Origin of the sequence: Marinobacter orientalis (genome assembly GCF_004792665.1) — a bacterium.
GTDB classification, from domain to species: domain Bacteria; phylum Pseudomonadota; class Gammaproteobacteria; order Pseudomonadales; family Oleiphilaceae; genus Marinobacter; species Marinobacter orientalis.
In genome coordinates, this window is the sequence record NZ_SRZX01000003.1 from 252,231 (window position 1) to 274,006 (window position 21,776).

23 protein-coding genes are annotated in these 21,776 nt (G+C 59.5%); 19 read left to right on the plus strand and 4 right to left on the minus strand.

From position 1 onward, the window contains the following. Positions 1-80: 80 nt before the first annotated feature. Complete coding sequence (locus DIT72_RS11495; RefSeq protein ID WP_135955383.1) at positions 81-1,871, minus strand: ABC transporter ATP-binding protein; 1,791 nt, start codon at positions 1,869-1,871, stop codon at positions 81-83. A gap of 82 nt (positions 1,872-1,953) precedes the next feature. Continuing rightward, the gene (locus DIT72_RS11500) at positions 1,954-2,406 is read right to left on the minus strand and encodes a YaiI/YqxD family protein (RefSeq protein WP_135955384.1); all 453 of its coding nucleotides are present in this window, start codon (positions 2,404-2,406) and stop codon (positions 1,954-1,956) included. A gap of 281 nt (positions 2,407-2,687) precedes the next feature. Between DIT72_RS11500 and DIT72_RS11505 the strand changes: the two genes are divergently transcribed. From DIT72_RS11505 to DIT72_RS11530, 6 genes are all read left to right on the plus strand, one after another. Further along, on the plus strand, positions 2,688-3,272 hold the full coding sequence (locus DIT72_RS11505) for a histidine phosphatase family protein (RefSeq protein WP_135955385.1): 585 nt from the start codon (positions 2,688-2,690) through the stop codon (positions 3,270-3,272). A gap of 31 nt (positions 3,273-3,303) precedes the next feature. Further along, complete coding sequence (locus DIT72_RS11510; RefSeq protein WP_228260794.1) at positions 3,304-3,681, plus strand: phosphate-starvation-inducible PsiE family protein; 378 nt, start codon at positions 3,304-3,306, stop codon at positions 3,679-3,681. A 151-nt stretch (positions 3,682-3,832) separates the two neighbouring features. Further along, positions 3,833-4,345: a copper chaperone PCu(A)C gene (locus DIT72_RS11515; RefSeq protein WP_169450012.1), complete on the plus strand. Its 513-nt coding sequence runs from the start codon at positions 3,833-3,835 to the stop codon at positions 4,343-4,345. Between the two features lie 6 nt (positions 4,346-4,351). Further along, entirely contained in the window at positions 4,352-4,678 is a 327-nt protein-coding gene (locus DIT72_RS11520) for a YkgJ family cysteine cluster protein (protein ID WP_135955387.1), read from the plus strand. Positions 4,679-4,752: 74 nt separating this feature from the next. Next, complete coding sequence (locus DIT72_RS11525) at positions 4,753-5,103, plus strand: DUF3147 family protein (protein WP_135955388.1); 351 nt, start codon at positions 4,753-4,755, stop codon at positions 5,101-5,103. Between the two features lie 21 nt (positions 5,104-5,124). Next, positions 5,125-5,760 (plus strand): methylated-DNA--[protein]-cysteine S-methyltransferase, encoded by a 636-nt coding sequence (locus DIT72_RS11530; RefSeq protein ID WP_135955389.1) that lies wholly within the window; start codon positions 5,125-5,127, stop codon positions 5,758-5,760. Between the two features lie 36 nt (positions 5,761-5,796). Here the strand turns inward: DIT72_RS11530 and DIT72_RS11535 are convergent, their stop codons facing one another. Both DIT72_RS11535 and DIT72_RS11540 read right to left on the minus strand, forming a co-directional pair. After that, the gene (locus tag DIT72_RS11535; protein ID WP_135955390.1) at positions 5,797-6,237 is read right to left on the minus strand and encodes a universal stress protein; all 441 of its coding nucleotides are present in this window, start codon (positions 6,235-6,237) and stop codon (positions 5,797-5,799) included. 135 nt (positions 6,238-6,372) lie between these two features. Further along, positions 6,373-6,813 (minus strand): universal stress protein, encoded by a 441-nt coding sequence (locus tag DIT72_RS11540; RefSeq protein ID WP_135955391.1) that lies wholly within the window; start codon positions 6,811-6,813, stop codon positions 6,373-6,375. Positions 6,814-7,015: 202 nt separating this feature from the next. On the opposite strand from DIT72_RS11540, the gene ndhC reads away from it, so the two are divergent. Genes ndhC through nuoN form a run of 13 tightly spaced genes read left to right on the plus strand, consistent with a single transcriptional unit; the run spans position 7,016 to position 21,773 of the window. Further along, positions 7,016-7,417, plus strand: a complete 402-nt coding sequence (ndhC, locus tag DIT72_RS11545; RefSeq protein WP_135955392.1) for an NADH-quinone oxidoreductase subunit A — start codon at positions 7,016-7,018, stop codon at positions 7,415-7,417. Next, positions 7,414-8,091: a NuoB/complex I 20 kDa subunit family protein gene (locus tag DIT72_RS11550; protein ID WP_135955393.1), complete on the plus strand. Its 678-nt coding sequence runs from the start codon at positions 7,414-7,416 to the stop codon at positions 8,089-8,091. Before ndhC ends, DIT72_RS11550 begins: the two co-directional genes overlap by 4 nt. Positions 8,092-8,140: 49 nt before the next feature. Continuing rightward, positions 8,141-9,913: an NADH-quinone oxidoreductase subunit C/D gene (gene nuoC, locus DIT72_RS11555; RefSeq protein ID WP_135955394.1), complete on the plus strand. Its 1,773-nt coding sequence runs from the start codon at positions 8,141-8,143 to the stop codon at positions 9,911-9,913. Continuing rightward, a complete protein-coding gene (gene nuoE / locus DIT72_RS11560; protein WP_135955395.1) occupies positions 9,913-10,428 on the plus strand; it encodes an NADH-quinone oxidoreductase subunit NuoE in 516 nt (171 codons plus the stop codon). Before nuoC ends, nuoE begins: the two co-directional genes overlap by 1 nt. Further along, positions 10,425-11,786 carry an NADH-ubiquinone oxidoreductase-F iron-sulfur binding region domain-containing protein gene (locus tag DIT72_RS11565; protein WP_135955396.1) on the plus strand — a complete coding sequence of 454 codons (1,362 nt, stop codon included), beginning with the start codon at positions 10,425-10,427 and terminating at the stop codon, positions 11,784-11,786. The genes nuoE and DIT72_RS11565 overlap by 4 nt, the downstream gene beginning before the upstream one ends. 8 nt (positions 11,787-11,794) lie before the next feature. Further along, complete coding sequence (gene nuoG, locus DIT72_RS11570) at positions 11,795-14,512, plus strand: NADH-quinone oxidoreductase subunit NuoG (protein WP_135955397.1); 2,718 nt, start codon at positions 11,795-11,797, stop codon at positions 14,510-14,512. Further along, positions 14,509-15,486: an NADH-quinone oxidoreductase subunit NuoH gene (nuoH, locus tag DIT72_RS11575; protein ID WP_135955398.1), complete on the plus strand. Its 978-nt coding sequence runs from the start codon at positions 14,509-14,511 to the stop codon at positions 15,484-15,486. The genes nuoG and nuoH overlap by 4 nt, the downstream gene beginning before the upstream one ends. 9 nt (positions 15,487-15,495) lie before the next feature. Then, positions 15,496-16,098 (plus strand): NADH-quinone oxidoreductase subunit NuoI, encoded by a 603-nt coding sequence (gene nuoI, locus DIT72_RS11580; protein WP_135955399.1) that lies wholly within the window; start codon positions 15,496-15,498, stop codon positions 16,096-16,098. Between the two features lie 18 nt (positions 16,099-16,116). Then, a complete protein-coding gene (nuoJ, locus tag DIT72_RS11585) occupies positions 16,117-16,635 on the plus strand; it encodes an NADH-quinone oxidoreductase subunit J (RefSeq protein WP_135955400.1) in 519 nt (172 codons plus the stop codon). After that, entirely contained in the window at positions 16,632-16,940 is a 309-nt protein-coding gene (gene nuoK / locus DIT72_RS11590) for an NADH-quinone oxidoreductase subunit NuoK (RefSeq protein ID WP_135955401.1), read from the plus strand. Before nuoJ ends, nuoK begins: the two co-directional genes overlap by 4 nt. Beyond that, positions 16,937-18,805: an NADH-quinone oxidoreductase subunit L gene (nuoL, locus tag DIT72_RS11595; protein WP_135955402.1), complete on the plus strand. Its 1,869-nt coding sequence runs from the start codon at positions 16,937-16,939 to the stop codon at positions 18,803-18,805. Before nuoK ends, nuoL begins: the two co-directional genes overlap by 4 nt. Beyond that, a complete protein-coding gene (gene nuoM / locus DIT72_RS11600) occupies positions 18,802-20,334 on the plus strand; it encodes an NADH-quinone oxidoreductase subunit M (RefSeq protein WP_135955403.1) in 1,533 nt (510 codons plus the stop codon). The genes nuoL and nuoM overlap by 4 nt, the downstream gene beginning before the upstream one ends. Beyond that, positions 20,334-21,773: an NADH-quinone oxidoreductase subunit NuoN gene (nuoN, locus tag DIT72_RS11605; protein WP_135955404.1), complete on the plus strand. Its 1,440-nt coding sequence runs from the start codon at positions 20,334-20,336 to the stop codon at positions 21,771-21,773. The genes nuoM and nuoN overlap by 1 nt, the downstream gene beginning before the upstream one ends. Positions 21,774-21,776 lie beyond the last annotated feature (3 nt).

Genomic DNA, 21,776 nt, shown 5'->3' on the forward strand with positions numbered 1-21,776 from the left:
TTCTGAGGCCTGCAGAATAATCTAAATGCGAATCACTATCAATCTAGTATTATGTATTCAGTGGCACCACTGGCCTGGATTCATGCCTGGCCAGTCTGCACCCGCCATTGGGCAGCGTAGGGGCCATCAGTGTTCAGTAGCTCCTCATGGCGGCCTGACTCCACAATCTGCCCCCCATCCACGACAGCGATGGTGTCAGCCTCCACAATGGTGGAGAGCCGGTGGGCGATCATGATCACCGTGCGGTTGTGGCCGATGCGCTTGAGAGATCGCTGGATGGCAGCTTCGGTTTCGTTGTCGACGGCGCTGGTAGCTTCGTCCAGTACCAGGACAGGCGGGTCTTTCAGCAGCGCCCGGGCCAGGGAAAGTCGCTGGCGCTGACCGCCTGAAAGGCGCACTCCGCGTTCGCCCACAGCCGTGGACAACCCTTCTGGCAGTGTTTCGATGAAAGACCAGGCTTCAGCGGTTTTTGCCGCTTCAATGATCTGTTCATCACTGGCGTCGGGGAACCCATAGGCAAGATTGTCACGGATACTGCCCTCGAACAGGTAAACATCCTGGCTGACCAATCCGATGGCCTGGCGCAGAGATTTGAGGCTGACGGACTGAATGGGTTGCCCGTCGATGCGAATCTGCCCTGCGGCGGGGTCGTAGAAGCGCAACAGCAGTTTGATCAGGGTCGACTTGCCGGAACCGGTAGCACCAACCAGTGCCAGAGTGTTCCCGGCGGGAACCTGAACCGATACGTTGTTGATGCCAGCACCGCTGGACGGGTAGTGAAAGCTGACGTTCTCGAAGGTGACTTCGCCCTTTACCGGCTGCAGAAGAGCTTTGTCAGCATCGTCCCGGACATGCACCGGCTCAGCCAGCAGGTCGAGGATGCGGCGGGTACTGGCCATGGCCCGTTCAAACAGGTCAATCACTTCGGCAAGACCGGTGAGGGGCCACAGCAGGCGCTGGGTCAGGAACACCAGTACCCCGTAGGCGCCAACATTCAGGGTACCTTCCAGCGCCATCATGCCACCCACGGTAAAGGTGGCAAGGAAGCCCGCCAGGATGGCCATGCGGATCACCGGGATAAACGCTGAACTGATACGAATGGCCCTGCGATTGGCCTCCACGTAGGCCTCGCTGCTGGCCTTCAGGCGTTCCGCTTCACGCTGTTCCGCGGTAAAGCTCTTGATGGTGGCAATGCCACCCAGATTGTTGGCGAGGCGGCTGGACAGGTCGCCCACCTTTTCCCGCACATCCGCGTACAGCGGGCCGGCCTTGCGCTGGAAGTAGAAAGCGCCCCAGACGATTAGCGGAATGGGTGTGAAGGCCAGCAGGGCAATCAGTGGTGACAGCACAAAGAACACCGCTCCCACCGCAACAACAGTTACCACTACCTGAATCATGGCGTTGGCGCCACCGTCCAGGAACCGCTCCAGCTGGTTGACGTCATCGTTCATGGTGGCAACCAGCTGGCCGGAGCTGCGGGCCTCGAAGAAGCTCATGTCCAGTTTCTGGGCGTGTTCGTAGGCATCCTGTCGCAGGTCCGACTGCAGGCGCTGGGCCAGATTGCGCCACAGAATCTGGAACAGGTACTCGAATATGGATTCCCCGGCCCAGATAAAAAAGGTGAGCACGGCAAGGATGGTGATCTGTTCCTGTGCGGTGTCGAAACCGAGGCCGGCGACAAAACTCTCTTCCTTGTTCACCACCACATCGATGGCAATACCGATCAGAATCTCGGGGGCAATATCGAACAGCTTGTTGATGATGGAGCAGGTGGTCGCAGCGATAATCTGCCTGCGGTAACCCCGGGCGTACTTCAGCAGGCGGCCGAGGGCGGCAAAGCTGCTGGTGGCGTGATGACTGTGTGCGGACATACTACGCTCGTCTCCCGTGAATCTGCAGACAAAAGGGCGGCAAGGGTAGCGGATTTTCCGGGATTTTAAAACAGAATCATTATCACTTGCGGGTGTTGCGTTGCAGCCAGCGGTCCAGCTTGTCAGCAAATTCCTTGCGGTCAGTCTGGGCGAGTGGCGGCGGGCCGCCGGTGACCTGGCCGGCGTTTCGCATTTCTTCCATGAAGTTGCGCATGGCCAGGCGCTGGCGGATATTCTCCCTGGTGAATGCCTGTCCGCGGGGATTGAAGACGTCCGCACCCTTTTCGATGGCTTCGGCGGCCAGGGGTATGTCCTGAGTAATAACAAGGTCGCCCTGGTGCATCTGGTCCATGATTTCGTTGTCGGCGACATCAAACCCCTGGGGGACCTGCCGGCGTTTGATGTAGGGGCTCGGCGGCAGGTTGATGGCGTGGTTGGCGATGAAGGTCGTCTCAACCTGCCAGCGGGTGGCGGCGCGGCAGAGAATTTCCCTGATGGGGACGGGGCAGGCGTCGGCATCGACCCAGATTGGCATGGCTGGTTCCTTCTTGGTTCAGTTCTGGGTGGAGTTTACCTTTTGTTGTTGTGAGCCTGGTAGTTGTGTTCCGCGTATTATTTGCCAGGTCTGCAGGTTTGGCGGGCTGCACTATTGAGAGGGGCTGTCCAAAAAACGCTACAAGCACTTCCCTGTGCGCTTGATTCCGGCCATCCATGGCCTCCAACATTTTTGGACAGCCCCTCTCAATTGTGCTTATAAACTTCAGAGGTATATCCGCGATAGCCGGGATAATGCCACGCTAAAGGACTGGGATCCCGATGAAAACGCATAGTATTTTTACTTTGTATCTTGCTGTAGTGCTTGGTCTTATTCTCATACCGGCGGGTACTGCACAGGCTGACGAATCAGAAGCCTGGGAAGCCCTCCGAGAGGGCCGGGCTGTTTTGATGTTGAGGCATGCACTGGCGCCGGGTACCGGGGATCCGGGTAACTTTGAGGTTGATGACTGCAGTACCCAGCGCAATCTGAACGACAGGGGCCGGGAGCAGGCAAGGGCCTGGAAGCCTTTGTTGGCAGAGCATGGCATCACCGAAGCGCGGGTGTTCAGCAGCCAGTGGTGCCGTTGTCTTGAAACGGCCCGGGAAATGGATGTGGGGCCGGTGGAGGAGATGACATCGCTGAATTCTTTTTTCCGCAACCGCGGAAATGGGCCGATGCAGACTGAGCAGACGATTGCGATTGTGAACGAGCTGGAACCCGGGTTGCCGGTGGTACTGGTTTCGCACCAGGTGAACGTGACGGCGTTGACGGATGTGTTTCCCTCATCCAATGAGGGAGTGATTATTGCCTTACCACTGTCCGGGAATCCGACGGTGCTGGCGAAGGTTTCGCCGGGAAGGTAGTCTGCACCGGATCATTGGCTTTGCGAGTCGGGTGCTTGCGGTACTGATGGTTGCTGTAATTCTCTGGGGCGTTGGCGATGTTATCTACATCATCTATGACAGGCTGATCACACCACCTTTCCTGCTGTTGAACATTAACGATATTTTCTACACCTTCGGCGCCTTCATGGCAGTGCTGATTGCCGTGGAAATCTTCATTAATATCCGGCTCTACCTTGGCACCAATGTCTTCCCGGTTCAGCTGGTTGTTGCTACCGCCCTCATGGCCATCGCCCGGAAAGTCATCGTGCTGGATTTCGATACCCTGACACCTATGTACCTGATTGGTATTGCCGCAACCACGCTGGCGCTTGGCATTACCTACTGGCTGTTGAGGCAGGGCAATCAGTATCACGATTGGGATGACTGATTGCCCTCCTGCGTCGGTATCGGCCTGGTTGCCGGAATACGGCACCGGACTGAATACGAGATTACGGGAAACACTTGTCATCAGGGACGACGAAAGTGAAACTGGTGACTTGCTGCTAACCTGCTCATACAAACTCCTAAAGCGAGGCTCCATGAAAACACTCACTGCGCTGGTCGCCAATGTGCTGTTAGGCTTCAGCATCCTTGCTGGCATGCTTTCCACCACTGCATTAGCCGATGAATACACCACAGGCACGGTCACCATCAATAATCCCTGGAGCCGCCCGACACCGCCGGGTGTTCCCATGGGTGTCGGCTATATGGCTATTACCAACCACGGTGACAGTGACGTGACCCTCACCGGTGCGGCCACTCCCAGAGCAAAAGATGTTTCCATCCACGAAAGCACCATGAAAGACGGCACCATGAGCATGCGCCCGTTAAAAGACGGCCTGAACATCCCTGCCGGCGAAACCGTGAAACTCAAACCCCACGGTTATCACCTTATGCTGGAAAAACTGGATGCGCCGTTGCAAGAAGGGCAGAGCATACCGATGACGGTGAACTTCTCCGGTGCCGAAACCATGGCGATTGAGCTTGACGTGGCGCCTCTGGATGGTGACATGCAGAGGAAAGAGCAGGAAATGGATCATTCAGGGCATTGACGGACCATGAGCGGAAATATAATACCAACGCGTTCGTATGATAGCGGTTTAATCGACCCCGGGATTTCCTGCTCCAATTGTCAGGCCTGTTGCTGCCGGCTGGAAGTTATGATTATCAGTGACACCGGTGTGCCTGACCGCCATATTGCGTTTGATGAATGGGGCGGTGAAACCATGCTGCGGCTGGCGGATGGCTGGTGCTCTGCGTTAGACCGGGAAACGTTCATGTGTACCATTTATGAAAATCGCCCCTGGATCTGTCGTGAGTTTGAAATGGGTTCCTATGAATGCCGTGAAGAGAGAACAGCAGTGATGGGAGTCCAGATTTCATGATTGAATTTCTAAATCAATGGCTTGTAATTCAGTAGGCTGGATATTATGCCATTGGACGCAAGGGGTAGGGACAGTTGACCTATTACATTCTAAAAGTTGCGATTACTGCTGTTCTGGTCGTCCTGATCTCGGAAATCTCCAAGCGTAGTTCCTTTATCGGAGCTGTTCTTGCCTCAGTACCTCTGACTTCAGTCCTGGCAATGCTCTGGCTTTATGTAGATACGGGAGACGTTGGCAAAGTCAGTGACCTTGCAAGCAGTGTATTCTGGCTGGTACTGCCGTCGCTGGCGCTGTTTGTTGCGCTGCCGGTTCTGTTGGCGCAGGGCGTCAATTTCTATCTTGCCCTGGTGGTATCTATCGGAATCACAGCAATCTGCTACTGGGTAATGGTGATTGTTCTTCGCTATTATGGGGTAGAGCTTTGAATTGTAGACGAGGTGCAGGTGATGTCTGTCCACAGCCGAATTGAAAAGGCGATGTCCTTTATGTCGGAGCACGCATCCGGTCAGTCAACGCTGGAGGCGGTAACGCCCGGTGAGTACAGGCGCCGCGGCCAGGGCGTTGCTATTCAGTACGGACTTCATGACACGCCTTTGGGTAAAATGTTTGTAGCGGTCACCCGGCGTGGTGTTTGTCGAATGGAGTTTCTGGAAGACAGATCCGCCGATGAGGTATCCGTCGAACTCCGCAACGCCTGGCCTGAGGGAGAATTGGCAAGGAATGACAATGCCACGAGCCATGTCATCGATATGCTGTTCAACGAACAGGGGGCTTGTCGACATGGTTCCTGGTCGTTGCATGTGGTGGGCACTGATTTCCAGGTCGCGGTATGGCGAGCGCTGCTGAAGATTCCACCCGCAAAATTGGCGAGTTACTCTGAAATTGCCAGCGCATTGGGTCGTCCCAAAGCCTCAAGAGCAGTGGGCAATGCGGTTGCAGCGAATCCGGTTGCGCTGCTGATTCCATGCCACCGCGTTATCCAGAAAAGCGGTGCCATCGGCGGATACCGCTGGGGAACAAACAAGAAACAGAGGGTGCAGATGTGGGAGAACCTGCGCCGGGAACAAACTGAGCTTCTTTAATACGCTGAGCTCCCACAGCAACCCTGAGGCATGAGGTTATTCGCTTACCACGGTAACCGGCCCGTTGGCATGCCGGACAACCTTCTCGCTGGTGCTGCCCAGGGTAAGGCTGCGCACCATTGAGTGTCCACGTCTTCCCAGAACCATGTGTGTCCCCGGATGGTTTTCCAGGTATTCAATGATTTCTTTGGCAGGTTCGCCCTGCAGAAGGACATCCTCCTTTGGCTCGACTATCCCGCTCACAGACTCTCTCACCGTCTTGAATACTTTGCGCCCATAATCTTTGGCCTCTTCCTCCAACTCAGTGGGCCACACGCCGGTAACAACCAGTTGCTCTACCTTTGTACCCGGAAACACGGCTAACAGCTTCAGCGGCTGGCCGGTCGCTTTGGCAAGATCGGCTGCCATTTTTGCGGCGTGTAACGAATGCTCTGAACCGTCACAAGCAACCACAATGCTCTGAGTATCTGTGGGCATGGTATTCTCCGTTTCTGTCAGATGTATTTTCAACATAACATTGCAGCGAGCCGCCAGCGGTTGACTCAGGTCAGCACCGCCGGACAGGTCCGGCGGTTGTGATGGAAACCGTCTCCCCCGGCAGCTCAGACAATATTATTCGCTTACAACAGTAACCGGCCCGTTGGCATGCCTGACAACCTTTTCGCTGATGCTGCCCAACGTAAGGCTGCGTACCAGTGAATGGCCACGCCTACCCATAACCAGGTGAGCGCCGGGGTTTTCATCGAGATACTCGATAATTTCCTGGGCAGGATCACCTTTGAGCAGGACGACTTCCGAGGGATCGGCTGTCTCACTTACCGCTTCTCTCACGTCATCGAATACGTCGCGCGCATACTGCGCTTCTTTTTCCTCAAGCTCATCCGGCCTTAGGCCGGCGATTATGAGCTTCTGCGCTTTTGAACCCGGAAACACGGATAACAGTCTCAGTGGGTGCCCGGTGGCTTTAGCCAGGTCGGCTGCCATTTTTGCCGCATGTATCGACTGCTCTGAACCGTCACACGCGACCACAATGCAAGGAGTAGCTTTAGCCATGTAGGCCTCCACGTCTTTATTGAGTGCTTTAATAACGTAGCATCAATTTGCATACCATTCGAGTGCCGGGCTCCTGAACCGGTCCGGGACCAGTATTTGCGCAAACGTTAATCCGCTGTTAGGTTTTTAAATAGGGCTTTACCTGAAGCTTCCCCGTTTTCCCGACGGCAGCCGCCGCTACGCAGCTATGGATGGAGAGTGTATGGCAGATACTGTCACCGAATTGCTGGCCCGCTATTGGGCCACCGGCTTCTTTATCGTTGCCACGATGGGCCTGTGTGCCTTTATGGTGGGCGTTTCCAGTCTGCTGGGCGGGCGCAGCCAGGGCGTCAGCAAATCCCTTCCTTTCGAGTCAGGCATTGTCGGTACCGGCGATGCCCGCCAGCGGTTTTCCGTCAAATTCTACCTGGTGGCAATGTTGTTCGTGATCTTCGATATTGAGGCCGTGTTCCTGTTTGCCTGGGCCATTGTCATCCCCGACGTGGGCTGGCCCGGATTCTGGGGCGCAGCGGTCTTTATTCTGATCCTGCTGGCCGGCCTGCTGTATGACAGTCGTACTGGTGCCCTGGACTGGGCGCCCGAACCATCTGGAGACGAAGTATGACCTACACCCTGACAAGGGCAGAGCAACCGGCAGAAGGTAGCAGCCGCTATCCGGTGCACCACCAGCAGCCGGCAGAAGACCCGGTCAAACGCCAGCTTGAGCGCAACGTGTTCACGGGCAAACTCAGTGAAGTGCTCAATTCTGCAGTCAACTGGGGGCGCAAAAACTCCCTTTGGCCCTACAACTTCGGGTTGTCATGCTGCTACGTGGAGATGACCACCGCCTTCACCGCGCCCCATGACATCGGGCGCTTTGGCTCCGAAGTCATCCGGGCCTCGCCGCGACAGGCGGATTTCATGGTCATCGCCGGTACCTGCTTTATCAAGATGGCGCCGGTGATCCAGCAACTCTACGACCAGATGCTGGAGCCCAAATGGGTGATCTCCATGGGTTCCTGCGCCAATTCCGGTGGCATGTACGACATCTATTCGGTGGTGCAGGGCGTGGACAGGTTCCTGCCTGTGGATGTCTACGTACCCGGCTGTCCGCCCCGGCCCGAGGCTTTCCTGCAGGGGCTGCAGTTGCTGCAGGACTCGATCCAGGAAGAACGCCGGCCATTGTCCTGGGTGGTCGGAGACCAGGGCGTCTACAAGGCGGATATGCCCTCCCAGCGGGAAAAATGGCGGGATCAGCGCATCCAGGCCACGGAACTGCGGACGCCTGACAAGCTTTGACCCGTTGACCTTTGTTTTATCATTAATTTTCACGAGCCGGACTGTGATCATGGACACGGATACTGTCAGTAACGCGGACAACGCCGGTGACGATCTGGTTGAAATCCTGAGACGGGATTTCGGCGATGCGGTGCTCCATGAGCAGCATACCCTCACCGGTATGCCGGTGCTCTGGGTGACACCGGCTGCGCTGACAGACGTGCTCGGTTACCTGAAAGGCCTGAGCGCGCCCTTCGACCTGCTCTACGACCTCTCCGCGGTTGACGAGCGCCTGCGCAGTGATCGTCGCGGCTTGCCGCCGGCTGACTTCACGGTGTTCTACCAGCTGCTTTCCGTCACCCGTAACGCGGACGTCATGCTTAAAGTGGCCCTTTCAGCCGATGACCTGAGCCTGCCCACTGTGACCGGGATTTTCCCGGCGGCTAACTGGTACGAACGGGAAGTCTGGGACATGTTCGGCATCAGCTTTGCCGGTCATCCCCACCTGACACGCATCCTCATGCCGCCGACCTGGTCCGGCCACCCGCTACGCAAGGACTACCCGGCCCGGGCCACGGAGTTCGACCCCTACACCCTGACCGTGGAAGGCCAGGACAGGGAGCAGGAGGCCATGCGGTTCGATCCGGAAGCCTGGGGGATGAAGCGGGAGCGGAATGGCGCCGAGTTCATGTTTCTTAATCTGGGCCCCAATCACCCGTCTGCCCATGGCGCTTTCCGCATCGTACTGCAGCTGGATGGCGAAGAGGTTGTCGACTGCGTGCCGGACATCGGCTACCACCACCGGGGCGCCGAGAAGATGGCTGAACGCCAGTCCTGGCACAGCTTCATTCCCTACACCGACCGCATCGACTACACCGGGGGAGTGATGAACAACCTGCCGTACGTACTGGCGGCGGAAAAGCTGGCGGGTATAGAAGTGCCGGAGCGGGTAAAGGTGATACGGGTGATGATGGCAGAGATGTTCCGTGTCACCAGCCATCTTCTGTTTCTGGGTACCTTCCTGCAGGACCTGGGCGCCATGACGCCGGTGTTCTACACCTTCAGTGACCGGCAGCGGGGCTATGAGGTGATCGAGGGTATAACCGGCTTTCGCATGCACCCGGCCTGGTATCGTATTGGCGGTGTCATGCAGGATCTTCCCCAGGGCTGGGAGAAACTGGTGCAGGGGTTCGTTGACTGGATGCCGCCGCGGCTGCGGGAGTATGAACGGGCGATGATGGAAAACGCGATCGTGCGCGACCGGACCCGTCATGTGGCCGCCTTCAATACAGCAGAAGCGCTTGAGTGGGGCGTGACCGGGCCCAACCTGCGGGCTACCGGCTGCAATTTTGATCTGCGTAAACAGCGCCCCTACTCGGGCTATGAACAGTTCGATTTTGAAGTGCCACTGGGCCACAACGGCGATGTGTTCGACCGGGGCCAGTTGCGCATCGAGGAAATGCGCCAGAGCCTGAGAATTATCCAGCAGTGTGTTGACCACATGCCCGCCGGCGACTACAAGGCGGACCATCCGCTGACCACGCCGCCGCCGCGGGAGCGCATGCTGGAGCATATTGAAACCCTGATCACACATTTCCTGCAGGTGTCCTGGGGCCCGGTTCTCAAGCCCCAGGAATCCCTGCAGATGGTGGAAGCCACCAAGGGTATCAACAGTTACTACCTGACCAGTGACGGCAACACCATGAGTTACCGCACCCGCATCCGCACCCCGAGTTTTCCGCACCTGCAGCAGATACCGTCGGTGATGCGCGGTGGTTTTGTACCGGACCTGATTGCCCATCTGGGCAGTATTGATTTCGTGATGGCAGACGTGGACCGCTGATGATGGCAGACACACCACAGACAACTGTGCTGATTGGCAGTGATGTTTTCGATCTCGATCCGGCCGATGAGGCCGCGATCGTTGACGAAATGGCGCATTACGAGCACCCCCGGGCGGCCTGTATCGAAGCATTGAAAATTGTCCAGCGCCGTTATGGCTGGGTGCCGGATGGCGCTATTGCTGCCGTTGCCAGGGTACTTGGTATTGGTCCGGGCGAGGTCGAAGGTGTGGCTACGTTCTACAGCCTGATTTTCCGTCAGCCGGTGGGCCGGCACGTAGTGCTTGTGTGCGACAGCAGTGCCTGTTTCCTCACTGGCTTCCAGGAGTTAAGGCAGGCCCTGGTGGCCCAACTGGGTATTGATTACGGCCAGACCACCGCAGACGGTCGTTTTACGCTGTTGCCGGTCTGCTGCCTGGGCGCCTGCGATGGCGCGCCGGCGCTGATGATCGATGGTGACACCTACGGCCCGGTGTCTCCCGGTGACCTGCCTGGCCTGCTGGAGGATTACCGATGAGTCATTCCATCGCCAGACAGCGTGACTCGGTTCGCTACCGTAGCCGGCTGATGCAGCCCGAGGCAGAACGCCGGCCGGATACTCATCCACTGACATGGCGGTTGCGGGACGATGGCGGGGTGGTATGGCTCGAAGAGTATCTGCGCAAGGACGGCTACCAGTCCGTGCGCAAGGCGCTGGCCGAGAGTGATCCACAGGCCATTATCTCCACCATGAAGGACGCCAATGTGGGTGGTCGGGGTGGTGGCGGTTTTTCCGCCGGCCTCAAGTGGAGCCTCACCCTGCAGGGCGGCGACATCCCCCGGGGCTACCTGATCTGCAATGCCGATGAGATGGAACCGGGTACCTTCAAGGACCGGTTGCTGATGGAGCAACAGCCGCACCTTGTCATCGAAGGCATGATTCTCGCCGCCCTGGCCAACAACTCTTTTTATGGCTACATCTTTCTACGGGGTGAATATGTGACGGCCGCCCGGGTACTGAGTCGGGCGTTGGACGAGGCGCGGGCCGGGGGCTGGCTGGGCAGGGATATCGACGGCAGCAGCTTCGATTTTGACATTGCCCTGCACACCGGTGCCGGTCGTTACATCTGCGGCGAGGAAACCGCCCTGATCAATTCACTGGAGGGCAAGCGCGCCAACCCCAGAGCCAAGCCGCCGTTTCCCGGACAGTCCGGGGCCTGGGGCAAGCCCTCCGTGGTGAACAATGTGGAAACCCTGTGCAATGCACCGGGGGTGATCCTCAATGGTGCCGAGTGGTATCAGGGCCTCTCGGGGGACCGGACTGACGATGGTGGCAGCAAGCTTTACGGTATTTCCGGCCTGGTCGAAAATCCGGGATTGTGGGAATTGCCTATGGGTACGACAGGCGCCGAGATCCTTGATCGGGCCGGGGGCATGCGTAACGGTCGTCAGCTCAAGGCCTGGCTGCCCGGTGGTGCCAGTACCGGCTTTCTGCTGCCGCAGCATCTGGAGCTTGCCCTGGATTTCGACACCGTGGGCAAGGAGGGCAGTCGCCTTGGTACCGGCCTGATGACGATGGTGACCCAGGAGCAGAGCATGGTGGCGCTGGTACGCAACCTGGAGGAATTCTTCGCCCGGGAATCCTGTGGCTGGTGTACCCCGTGTCGCGACGGCCTGCCCTGGACGGTCAGGGTGCTGCGGGCCCTGGCGCTGGGGCAGGGTGAAATCGGCGATATTGAACTGCTGGAGAAGCTCGCGGCCGACTGCGGCCCGGCGCAGACCTTCTGTGCCCATGCGCCCGGAGCAGCAATGCCCCTGCAGACGGCGTTGAGGCATTTTCGGAGTGAGTTCGCGCAGGGGATCAGCGAGCCCCGCATTAAAGCGGAAGAGGGATAGGCAGAGTCATGGCGACGATTCACGTGGATGGACAAAGTTACCAGGTCAACGGAGCTCATAATCTGCTGCAGGCGTGCCTGTCCCTGGGCCTGGATATTCCCTATTTCTGCTGGCATCCGGCCATGGGCAGCGTGGGAGCCTGCCGCCAGTGCGCTGTGCGGCAGTATAAGGATAAGAACGACGACAAGGGCATGCTGGTGATGTCCTGTATGGCCCCGGCAGCCGATCAGACCCGCATTGACATCGAGGACGAAGAAGCAAAAGCGTTCCGTGCCAGCGTGGTGGAGTGGCTGATGATCAATCACCCCCACGACTGCCCGGTCTGTGAGGAGGGCGGCCACTGTCACCTGCAGGACATGACGGTCATGACCGGCCATGACCGTCGCCGTTACCGGTTCGGCAAACGCACCCGCCGCAACCAGTTTCTGGGGCCGTTCATCGGTCATGAGATGAACCGCTGCATCACCTGCTACCGTTGTGTGCGCTTTTACAATGACTATGCCGGTGGCAGCGATCTCGGCACCTTTGGCAGCAAGGACAATGTCTATTTCGGTCGTTACCAGGAAGGTACCCTGGAAAGCCCCTTTGCGGGCAACCTTACCGAGGTGTGTCCTACCGGCGTATTCACCGACCAGAGCCATTCCGATCACTACGCCCGCAAGTGGGACATGCAGTTTGCCCCCGGCATCTGCCATCAGTGCTCCATGGGCTGCAACATCAGCCCGGGGGAACGCTATGGTGACATTCGCCGGATTGAGAACCGCTATCATGGTGAGGTAAACAGTTATTTCCTCTGTGATCGCGGTCGTTTTGGCTATGGCTACGTCAACCGCTCCGACCGTCCACGTCTGCCGGAGCGGCGGGAGGGCCCGGACAGCGAACCGGTGAGTATTGGTGTGGCTGATGTCCTCGCCCAGGCAAGTGACGCCCTGCGTCACGCTCGCCGGGTTATCGGCATTGGCTCGCCAAGGGCCAGCCTGGAGAGTAATCACCAGTTGCAGGCATTAGTCGGAGAGAGCAACTTTTCCACCGGCATTGAAGCCCGGGAACAGGCCTGCCTGGAGCTGATGATTCAGCTCCAGCGCCACGCTGGCCTGCCGACTCCGACGCCCCGCGGGATTGAAAACCATGACGCCGTGTTCGTGCTCGGGGAAGACCCGGTGCAGAGCGCCGGTCGTCTGGGTCTGAACCTGCGCCAGGCGGCGCTTTCCCGTTGTAAGGCACTGGGAGGGACCATTGGCATACCCGAGTGGAATGCTGAAGCTCTCAAAACCCTGGCACAGGACCGTTACTACCCGCTGTTTATCGCCTGGCCCGCACCAACAGACCTTGATGACGTGGCCGAAGCCCGTTATGCCATGGACCCGGATGGTATTGCCCGGCTCGGGTTTGCCGTGGCCCACGCCATTGATCCGGCGGCGCCGGCTGTGGAGGGCCTGGCTTCCGCCGAAGACCAGGCGGCGCGACGAATAGCCTCGGCACTGATGGCAGCGGAGCAGCCGCTGGTGGTCAGTGGTGGCTCGCTGGTTTCTGAAGCCGTGCTCGAGGCTGCAGGCAGTGTCGCCAGGGCCCTGTCCCGGCGAGCCAAAAAAGGTGGGCTGGTGCTGATCCGGCGCGAGGCCAATAGCACGGGATTGTCCCTGTTGGGCGGCCAGCCCCTGGACTGGGCGTTGGGGGAACTGGCCCGGGGGAATGCTGATGCAGTGGTGGTGCTGGAAAATGACCTTTATCAACGTCTGCCCGCAGGGAGAGTGGATGCAGCACTGTCGCGGGCGGAAATTCGCATAGTGCTGGATCACCAGCGCACGGCCACAGCCGAGCGTGCAAACTTTCTGTTATCCGCTGCCAGCTTCGCCGAGTCCGGCGGCACCCTGGTAAACCTGGAAGGTCGCGCCCAGCGCTTTTTCCAGGTCTACGATCCCGGCTATATGCGGCCGGAGACCCGCATCCATGAAAGCTGGCGCTGGTTATACGTGCTGGGGGCAACTCTGCGGGGCGAAACCGCCGGCGATATCAATCTGGATACCGTTGTTCATGCCTGCGCCGGCGCCCATCCCGCCCTGGCTGGCATGGTTGATGCAGCACCGGATTCGAACTACCGCATCGATGGCCAGAAGCTGGCACGGGAGCCGCACCGGTACAGCGGCCGCACCTCCATGCGGGCCAACCAGAATGTCAGCGAGCCGCGGGTACCCCAGGACCCGGATTCGGCTTTTGCTCATTCCATGGAGGGCTACAGCGGCTACCAGCAGCCCCGGCAACAGGTGCCGTTTGCCTGGGCGCCGGGCTGGAACTCGCCCCAGGCCTGGAACAAATTCACCGATGAGGTGGGTGGCCACGTGCGCGGCGGTGACCCCGGGGCGTGCCTGATTCACCCCGTGCCCGGGCAGGGTAGCTACAGTCAGCCGGTTCAGGGGGCCGGGGACACCGATACCCTGAGAGCCCTGATCCTGCCGCGGCTATTCGGAGGAGAAGAGACTTCTGCCCGGGCCACGCCCATCCAGCAACGGACGGAATTACCCTGTATCACTCTGAGCCCTGAGGATGCCCTTGGTCTGGCGGTGAAGCACGGAAACGTCGTGACCGTCAATGAGGTGACCAGGCTGCCGGTATACGAGCAGGAGAGCTGGCCCAATGGCTGGGCGGGCCTGCCGGCCGGACTCATTGCCGGATTATTGCCGGGGGAATCCCTGACACTGCGCAAGGTAGAGGAAGGTCAGCGATGAGTTGGTGGACGCCGCAAGTGGCAGCCGTTGCATGGTCCATGTTCCAGGCACTGGTGATTCTTCTGGGCGCCGTGCTGCTGGGTGCCGTGCTGACAGTGGTGGAACGCCGCCTGCTGGGGCTCTGGCAGGACCGTTACGGACCCAATCGGGTAGGGCCGTTCGGCACTCTTCAGCTGATTGCCGACATGATCAAGATCTTCTTCAAGGAAGACTGGATACCGCCTTTCGCCGACCGGCCATTGTTTGTTCTGGCTCCGGTTATTGCCTTTGCTTCTTTGCTGCTGTCGTTCGTGATCATTCCCATCACCCCTGGCTGGGGCGTGGCGGACATGCACATCGGCCTGCTTTTCTTCCTGGCCATGGCGGGCATCAGTGTGTACGCGGTGTTGCTCGGCGGCTGGGCCAGTGGCAACAAATACGCCTTGCTGGGCGCCTTGCGGGCCTCGGCACAGACCCTCTCCTACGAGGTGTTTATGGGGCTGTCGCTGATGGGGGTAGTGGCCCTCGCCGGGTCCTTCAATATGCGCGACATCGTCAACGCCCAGGAAGGCCTCTGGTTCATCATTCCCCAGTTTTTCGGATTCGCCACCTTTTTCATTGCCGGCGTCGCGGTGACCCATCGCCATCCCTTTGATCAGCCGGAGGCCGAACAGGAGCTTGCAGACGGCTACCACATCGAATACTCCGGCATGAAATTCGGCCTGTTTTTCATTGGCGAGTATGTGGGCATGGTGCTGGTATCGGCGCTGATCGTTACCCTGTTTTTTGGCGGCTGGCATGGCCCCTGGCTGCCACCGATCCTGTGGTTCGCGCTCAAAACCGGCTTCTTCCTGATGCTGTTTATGCTGCTGCGGGCTTCCCTGCCACGGCCGCGCTACGACCGCGTAATGAGTTTTGGCTGGAAGGTCTGCCTGCCACTGACGCTGATTAACTTACTGGCCACCGGAGCGGTGATGCTTCTGGCAGGTGCATAGGGAGGTTTTATGGAGAACGAGGAAAAACGGGAAAAAGAAAAGGTCCCACTGATCCGGTCATTGTCCTCGACCTCTTTCCTGAGGCTGGTGCCGGCGACCTGGTCCCAGATACGAACCCTGGGCATGGTGTTCATGCACAGTTTCCGCAAGCGTGAAACGGTGAATTATCCGGAACAGGAAGTGTACCTGCCCCCACGTTACCGGGGCCGCATCGTGCTGACCCGCGACCCTGATGGTGAAGAACGCTGTGTGGCCTGCAACCTGTGCGCCGTTGCCTGCCCGGTGGACTGCATTTCCTTGCAGAAAGGAGAACAGGAAGACGGTCGCTGGTACCCGGAGTTCTTCCGCATCAATTTTTCCCGCTGCATTTTCTGCGGCATGTGCGAGGAGGCGTGCCCGACGTCCGCCATCCAGTTGACTCCGGATTTCGAGATGGGCGAGTACGATCGCCAGCAACTGGTGTATGAGAAAGAAGACCTGCTGATCAATGGCCCCGGCAAGGATCACGACTATCACTTCTACAAGGTGGCGGGCCTGGCCATCGGCGGCAAGGACAAGGGTGAGGCGAAGAACGAGAAGGCACCGGAAGATGTACGTACGCTTCTCCCCTGACTCGACAAGGAGGCATTGATGGAACTGGCTTTCTACCTCAGCGGCCTGGTGGCGATTCTGGCCACAGTGGGCGTGATTACTGGCACCAACGCAGTGCACTCAGTGGTTTACCTGATTGTATCGCTGATTGCGGTAGCCCTGGTTTTCTTTGCGCTCGGGGCACCCTTTGCCGGTGCGCTGGAGATCATTGTCTACGCCGGTGCGATCATGGTGCTGTTTGTGTTCGTTGTGATGATGCTCAACCTGAGTCCGGAGGAGGAGCGCGAACAGACCTTGACGCACCCCCGTTACTGGGCGGGGCCATCGTTGCTGGTTCTGGTTTTGCTGGTGGCGGTGCTGGCACTGATCGGCCAGGGAACTGCAGGCGGGACCATTGACGGCGAACTTCTCACCGCCCGGACGGTGGCGCTGCTGCTGTTCGGCCCCTGGCTGATAGTGGTGGAGCTGTCGGCCATTCTGCTTCTGGCGGCTCTGGTTACGGCCTCTCACGTGGGTCGCCACCGCAATTCCCCTGGTAAACGTGGAGACGCCTCATGACGGGCATTCCCATGGAACACGGGCTGGTCCTGGCGGCCATATTGTTCAGCCTCGGGCTGTTGGGGCTGATGTTGCGCCGCAATATGCTGTTTGTGCTGATGAGCCTGGAAGTGATGCTCAATGCAGCGGCACTGGCGTTCGTGGTCGGTGCCACTGCCTGGAATCAGCCGGATGGGCAGGCCATGTTCCTGCTGGTGATCACCCTGGCCGCTGCGGAGGCCAGCGTGGGCCTGGCGCTGATGATCCAGCTGTATCAGCGTTTCCGCACCCTTGATCTGAATGCAGTCAGCAGGATGCGCGGATGATGGCAGCAGCAGTAACACTCTCGTTTCTTATGCCCCTGGCGGGCACTCTGATCCTGGCGTTGTCGGGTGGCCGGCTGCGGACCCGGGCCAGCGTCATTATCGGCGTGGGCAGCATAGGTCTGGCGGCCCTGGCGACACTGTCGGCGGTGCTCGGCCATAACGGCGCCACCCAGAGCGTGACCCTCTGGACCTGGATTGCAGTGGGGGAGTTCCGGCCCACCATCGGACTGGCGGTGGATGGCCTGGCGCTGGTGATGATGTCGGTAGTCACCGGAGTGGGCTTGCTGATCCACCTGTTTGCCGCCTGGTACATGGCGGGCGAGGAAGGCATTACCCGTTTCTATGCCTGGATGAACCTGTTCGTGTTCAGCATGTTGCTGCTGGTGCTGGGTGACAATCTGCTGTTGCTGTTCCTGGGCTGGGAAGGCGTCGGTTTATGCAGCTACGGGCTTATTGGCTACTACTACAGCAACAGCGCGAACGGGCAGGCTGCAGTGAAGGCCTTTGTGGTTACCCGCATCGGCGATGTGTTCCTCGCCCTGGGGATGTTCCTGATCTTCATGGAACTGGGTACTCTGGACATTGCCACGGTGCTGGCCCGGGCGCCGGAACTCTGGCAACAGGGGAGTGCCACCGCCAACCTTGCTGCCCTGCTGGTACTTGGCGGCGCCCTGGGCAAGTCCGCGCAGGTGCCGCTGCACACCTGGCTGCCGGACGCCATGGCCGGCCCGACCCCGGTGTCGGCACTGATTCATGCCGCTACCATGGTGACCGCCGGCGTCTACCTGATTGCCCGCCTGAACGGGCTGTTCCTGCTGGCGCCGGATGTAATGCTGCTGGTGGGGGTGATCGGGGCCGTCTCCCTGCTGCTGGCAGCCTTCGCGGCCCTGGCCCAGACCGATATCAAGCGTGTGCTGGCCTATTCCACCATGAGCCAGATCGGCTATATGTTCCTGGCGCTCGGTGTCGGGGCTTTCGATGCCGCCATCTTTCACCTGGTCACCCACGCTTTTTTCAAGGCGCTGCTGTTCCTGTCCGCCGGGGCGGTGATCATCAGCTGCCACCACGAACAGGATATGCGCCGCCTGGGCGGCCTCTGGCGCAGGCTGCCGGTGGCGTATGGTGGCTTTATCGTGGGCGGCGCGGCACTGGTGGCACTGCCGCTGGTGACTGCGGGCTTTTTCAGCAAGGACGAGATTCTGTGGCAGGCCATGGCGGCAGATCAGACCGGCCTGCTGGTAGCAGGTCTTCTGGGGGCGGTGCTCACCGGTGTTTACACGGTGCGATTGATCCTGGGAACCTTCCATGGTGAGGCTGGCAGCGATCACGCCCGCGATTCCGAAGCGGGAACCAGCCTGTTCACCCATCACCTGCCATTGGTGGTGCTGGCAATTCTGTCCACCTTTATCGGCGCGTGGCTCTACCCGGGCCTTGGCGAGCTGTTTCCGGAAGCCCCGGGAGCCAGCGCCGACACAGGCCACACCCTGTTACAGGTGCTGGCGATGGGTGCGGCGATCGCCGGTGTGGTGTTGGCGGCATGGCTTTTTCTGTGGCAGCGGGAATGGCTTGCCGAAAAGGTCCGCGATGGCGCCGGTGCGCGCCTGTGGATGCTGTGGCACAGGGCCTGGGGCTTTGATGCCCTGTTCGACCGGGTTCTGGTCCGGCCCTGGCAGTTGATGGTGAAGTACCTGCGGGTTGATCTGGTAAACCTTGTGATGAACCTGCCGGCACTGGCGGCGCGGGCGCTGAACGCCGGCCTGGTGCGAAGCCAGAACGGCCGGGTGCGCAGCTACGCCGTGGTGATGGTGCTCGGTGCCACGTTGATACTGGTCGCACTGTCGCTGGCACCGGGAGGTGGCGCATGATCCTGGTGTGGCTGATCCTGATTCCCTTCCTGGGGGGGTTGCTGTGCTGGCAGGCGGAACGCTGGAGTGATCAGGCGCCCCGCTGGATTGCCCTGGGCACCATGCTGTTCGTGCTGGTGATCAGTGTTGTGCTCTGGTGGGGTGTGGATTTCAGCCTGCCCGGCGGTGCCGGGAGTCAGTGGCTTCTGGAATGGCGGGTGCCCTGGATTCCCCGCTTTGGCATCGAGATTCACCTGGCCCTGGACGGCCTGTCGTTGATTCTTGTGGCGCTGACCGGTTTCCTGGGGGCATTGGCGGTGCTCTGTTCCTGGCACGAGATCGCCGATCGGATCGGCTTCTTTCACCTGAACCTGCTGTTTATCCTTGGCGGTGTGGTAGGCGTGTTCCTGGCCCTGGACCTGTTCCTGTTCTTCCTGTTCTGGGAGATGATGCTGGTGCCCATGTATTTCCTGATTGCGCTTTGGGGCCACAGTGGCTCTCCGGGGCAGACCCGTATCCGCGCCGCCACCCGCTTCTTTATTTATACCCAGGCCAGCGGCCTGTTGATGTTGGTGGCGATTATTGCACTGGTGTTCGTAAACTTCAGCAACACCGGCGAACTGTCCTTCAGCTATGACGTGCTGCGCAAGGCTGATGTACCGGAGCCCCTGGCTTTCTGGCTGATGCTGGGATTCTTCATCGCTTTTGCGGTCAAGCTGCCGGTGGTGCCCTTCCACGGCTGGCTTCCGGACGCCCACGCCCAGGCGCCCACGGCCGGCAGTGTTGACCTCGCCGGCATCCTGCTGAAAACGGCTGCCTATGGCATCCTGCGGTTCGCACTGCCGCTGTTCCCGGAGCAGTCCCAGGCATTTGCGCCTGTCGCCATGACGCTGGGGCTGGTGGGTATTATCTATGGCGCTGTGCTGGCGTGTGGGCAGCAGGACATCAAGCGGCTGATTGCCTACACCAGTATTTCCCACATGGGCTTTGTGCTGATTGCGCTCTATTCCGGCTCGGAACTGGCAATCCAGGGCGCCATCGTGCTCATGGTGGCTCACGCGTTTTCCAGCGCCGGCCTGTTCATTCTCAGCGGCCAGCTCTATGAGCGCATCCATACCCGTGACATGCGCATGATGGGCGGACTCTGGGGACGCATTCCGGTGTTGCCGGGGTTCACCGTGTGTTTGGTGGCAGCGTCACTGGGAATGCCTGCCACTGCAAACTTCGTGGGGGAATTCATGGTGCTGTTCGGTACCTTTCCCAGTGCGCCGGTGACGGTGGTGATCGCCAGCATCGGGCTGGTGCTGGCGGCGATCTATTCGCTGTTGCTGATGCAACGGGTGCACCATGGTCCCGCATACCGCGCCGGCCCGCTGGCCGGGCCTGACGCCAGGGAGTACGGCATAATGCTGGCGCTGCTGGTACTCACGCTGGCGGTGGGGCTTTACCCGCAACCCCTGCTGGACACCACCGCTGATGTTGCCGCGCCGATTGCAGAACTTTTCACTGGCAGTACGGAACTGGCAGTCAGGTCAGGGGAGGTGAACTGATGCTGACTCTGGCGAATCTGATGGCGATTCTGCCGCTGATTATCGTTGCCGCCACCGCAATCCTTGTGATGTTGGGCATCGCCTGGCAGCGGCACCATGGCGGAACGGTAATGGTGTCTGCCTCCGGACTGGTGCTGGCCCTGATAAGCATGCCGCTGGCGATATCGGCCCTGTCGTCACCACCGCTGTTGACTGTGGATGGCCTGGCGATCATGGGCAGCGTGCTGGTGCTGCTGTGCGCACTGGTAACCGTGGCCCTGAGCCATCATTACCTGGCTGGCTATACCGGCCCAAAGGAAGAGTTCTACCTGTTGCTGCTGTGTGCGGTGACTGGCGCGCTGGGGCTGGTGGCCAGCAGTCACCTGGCCACCCTGTTTATCAGTCTGGAGCTGCTTTCCATGCCCCTTTACGGCATGCTGGCCTACAGCTTCCGGACGGAGCGGTCCCTGGAAGCCGGTATCAAGTACCTGATCCTGTCAGCCGCAGCCACCGGTTTCATGCTGTTCGGCATGGCGTTGATCTACGCCCGCACCGGCCAGCTCGACCTTGCCGGGCTGGCTGCGGGTATGACAGCCGGCCCTGACGCCTGGGCTCTGGCCGGAGCCTCAATGATGGTGGTAGGACTGGGGTTCAAACTGTCGATTGTACCCTTCCATCTGTGGACGCCGGATGTATACCAGGGCGGTCCGGCGCCGGCGACCATCTTCCTGGCCACGGTCAGTAAACTGGCAGTGTTTGTGCTCCTGCTGCGTCTGACGATGACCGCGCCGGTGTTCAATAATGACTGGCTGAATTCCCTGTTCACCTTGCTGGCGCTGATCACCATGCTGGGCGGCAACCTGTTGGCGTTGTTCCAGTCCGATATCAAGCGCCTGTTGGGATACTCATCCATTGCCCATTTTGGTTACCTGTTGGTGGCGATTGTGGCGGGAGGATCGTTGGCGGCGGAAACGGTTGGGGTTTACCTTATTACTTACCTGCTTGCCACCCTCGCGGCTTTTGGTGTTGTTACCCGGCTTTCCAGTCCTTCCGTGGGTGAAGACGCGGCCGGCCTGCACCATTACCGCGGCCTGTTCTGGCGCCGGCCCTGGCTGGCGGCGGTGATGACGGTGAGTTTCCTCTCCCTGGCCGGAATTCCGCTTACCGCCGGCTTTATAGGCAAGTTCTACGTGCTGGCCCTGGGTGTTGCCGATAGCCGCTGGTGGCTGGTGGGCGGTATCGTGGCAGGCAGTGCCATCGGGTTGTTCTATTACTTGCGGGTGATGGTCACACTCTATCTGCCCGCGCCCGGAATGCGACGAATGGACGCCACCAACGACTGGGGTAACCGGATAGGCGGCCTGACGCTGCTGGTTGTTGCTGTGTCGATCCTGGTGTTAGGGGTGTACCCTATGCCCATCATCCTGTGGGTATCAGAACTATCAACGATCGCTTTTTGAGCG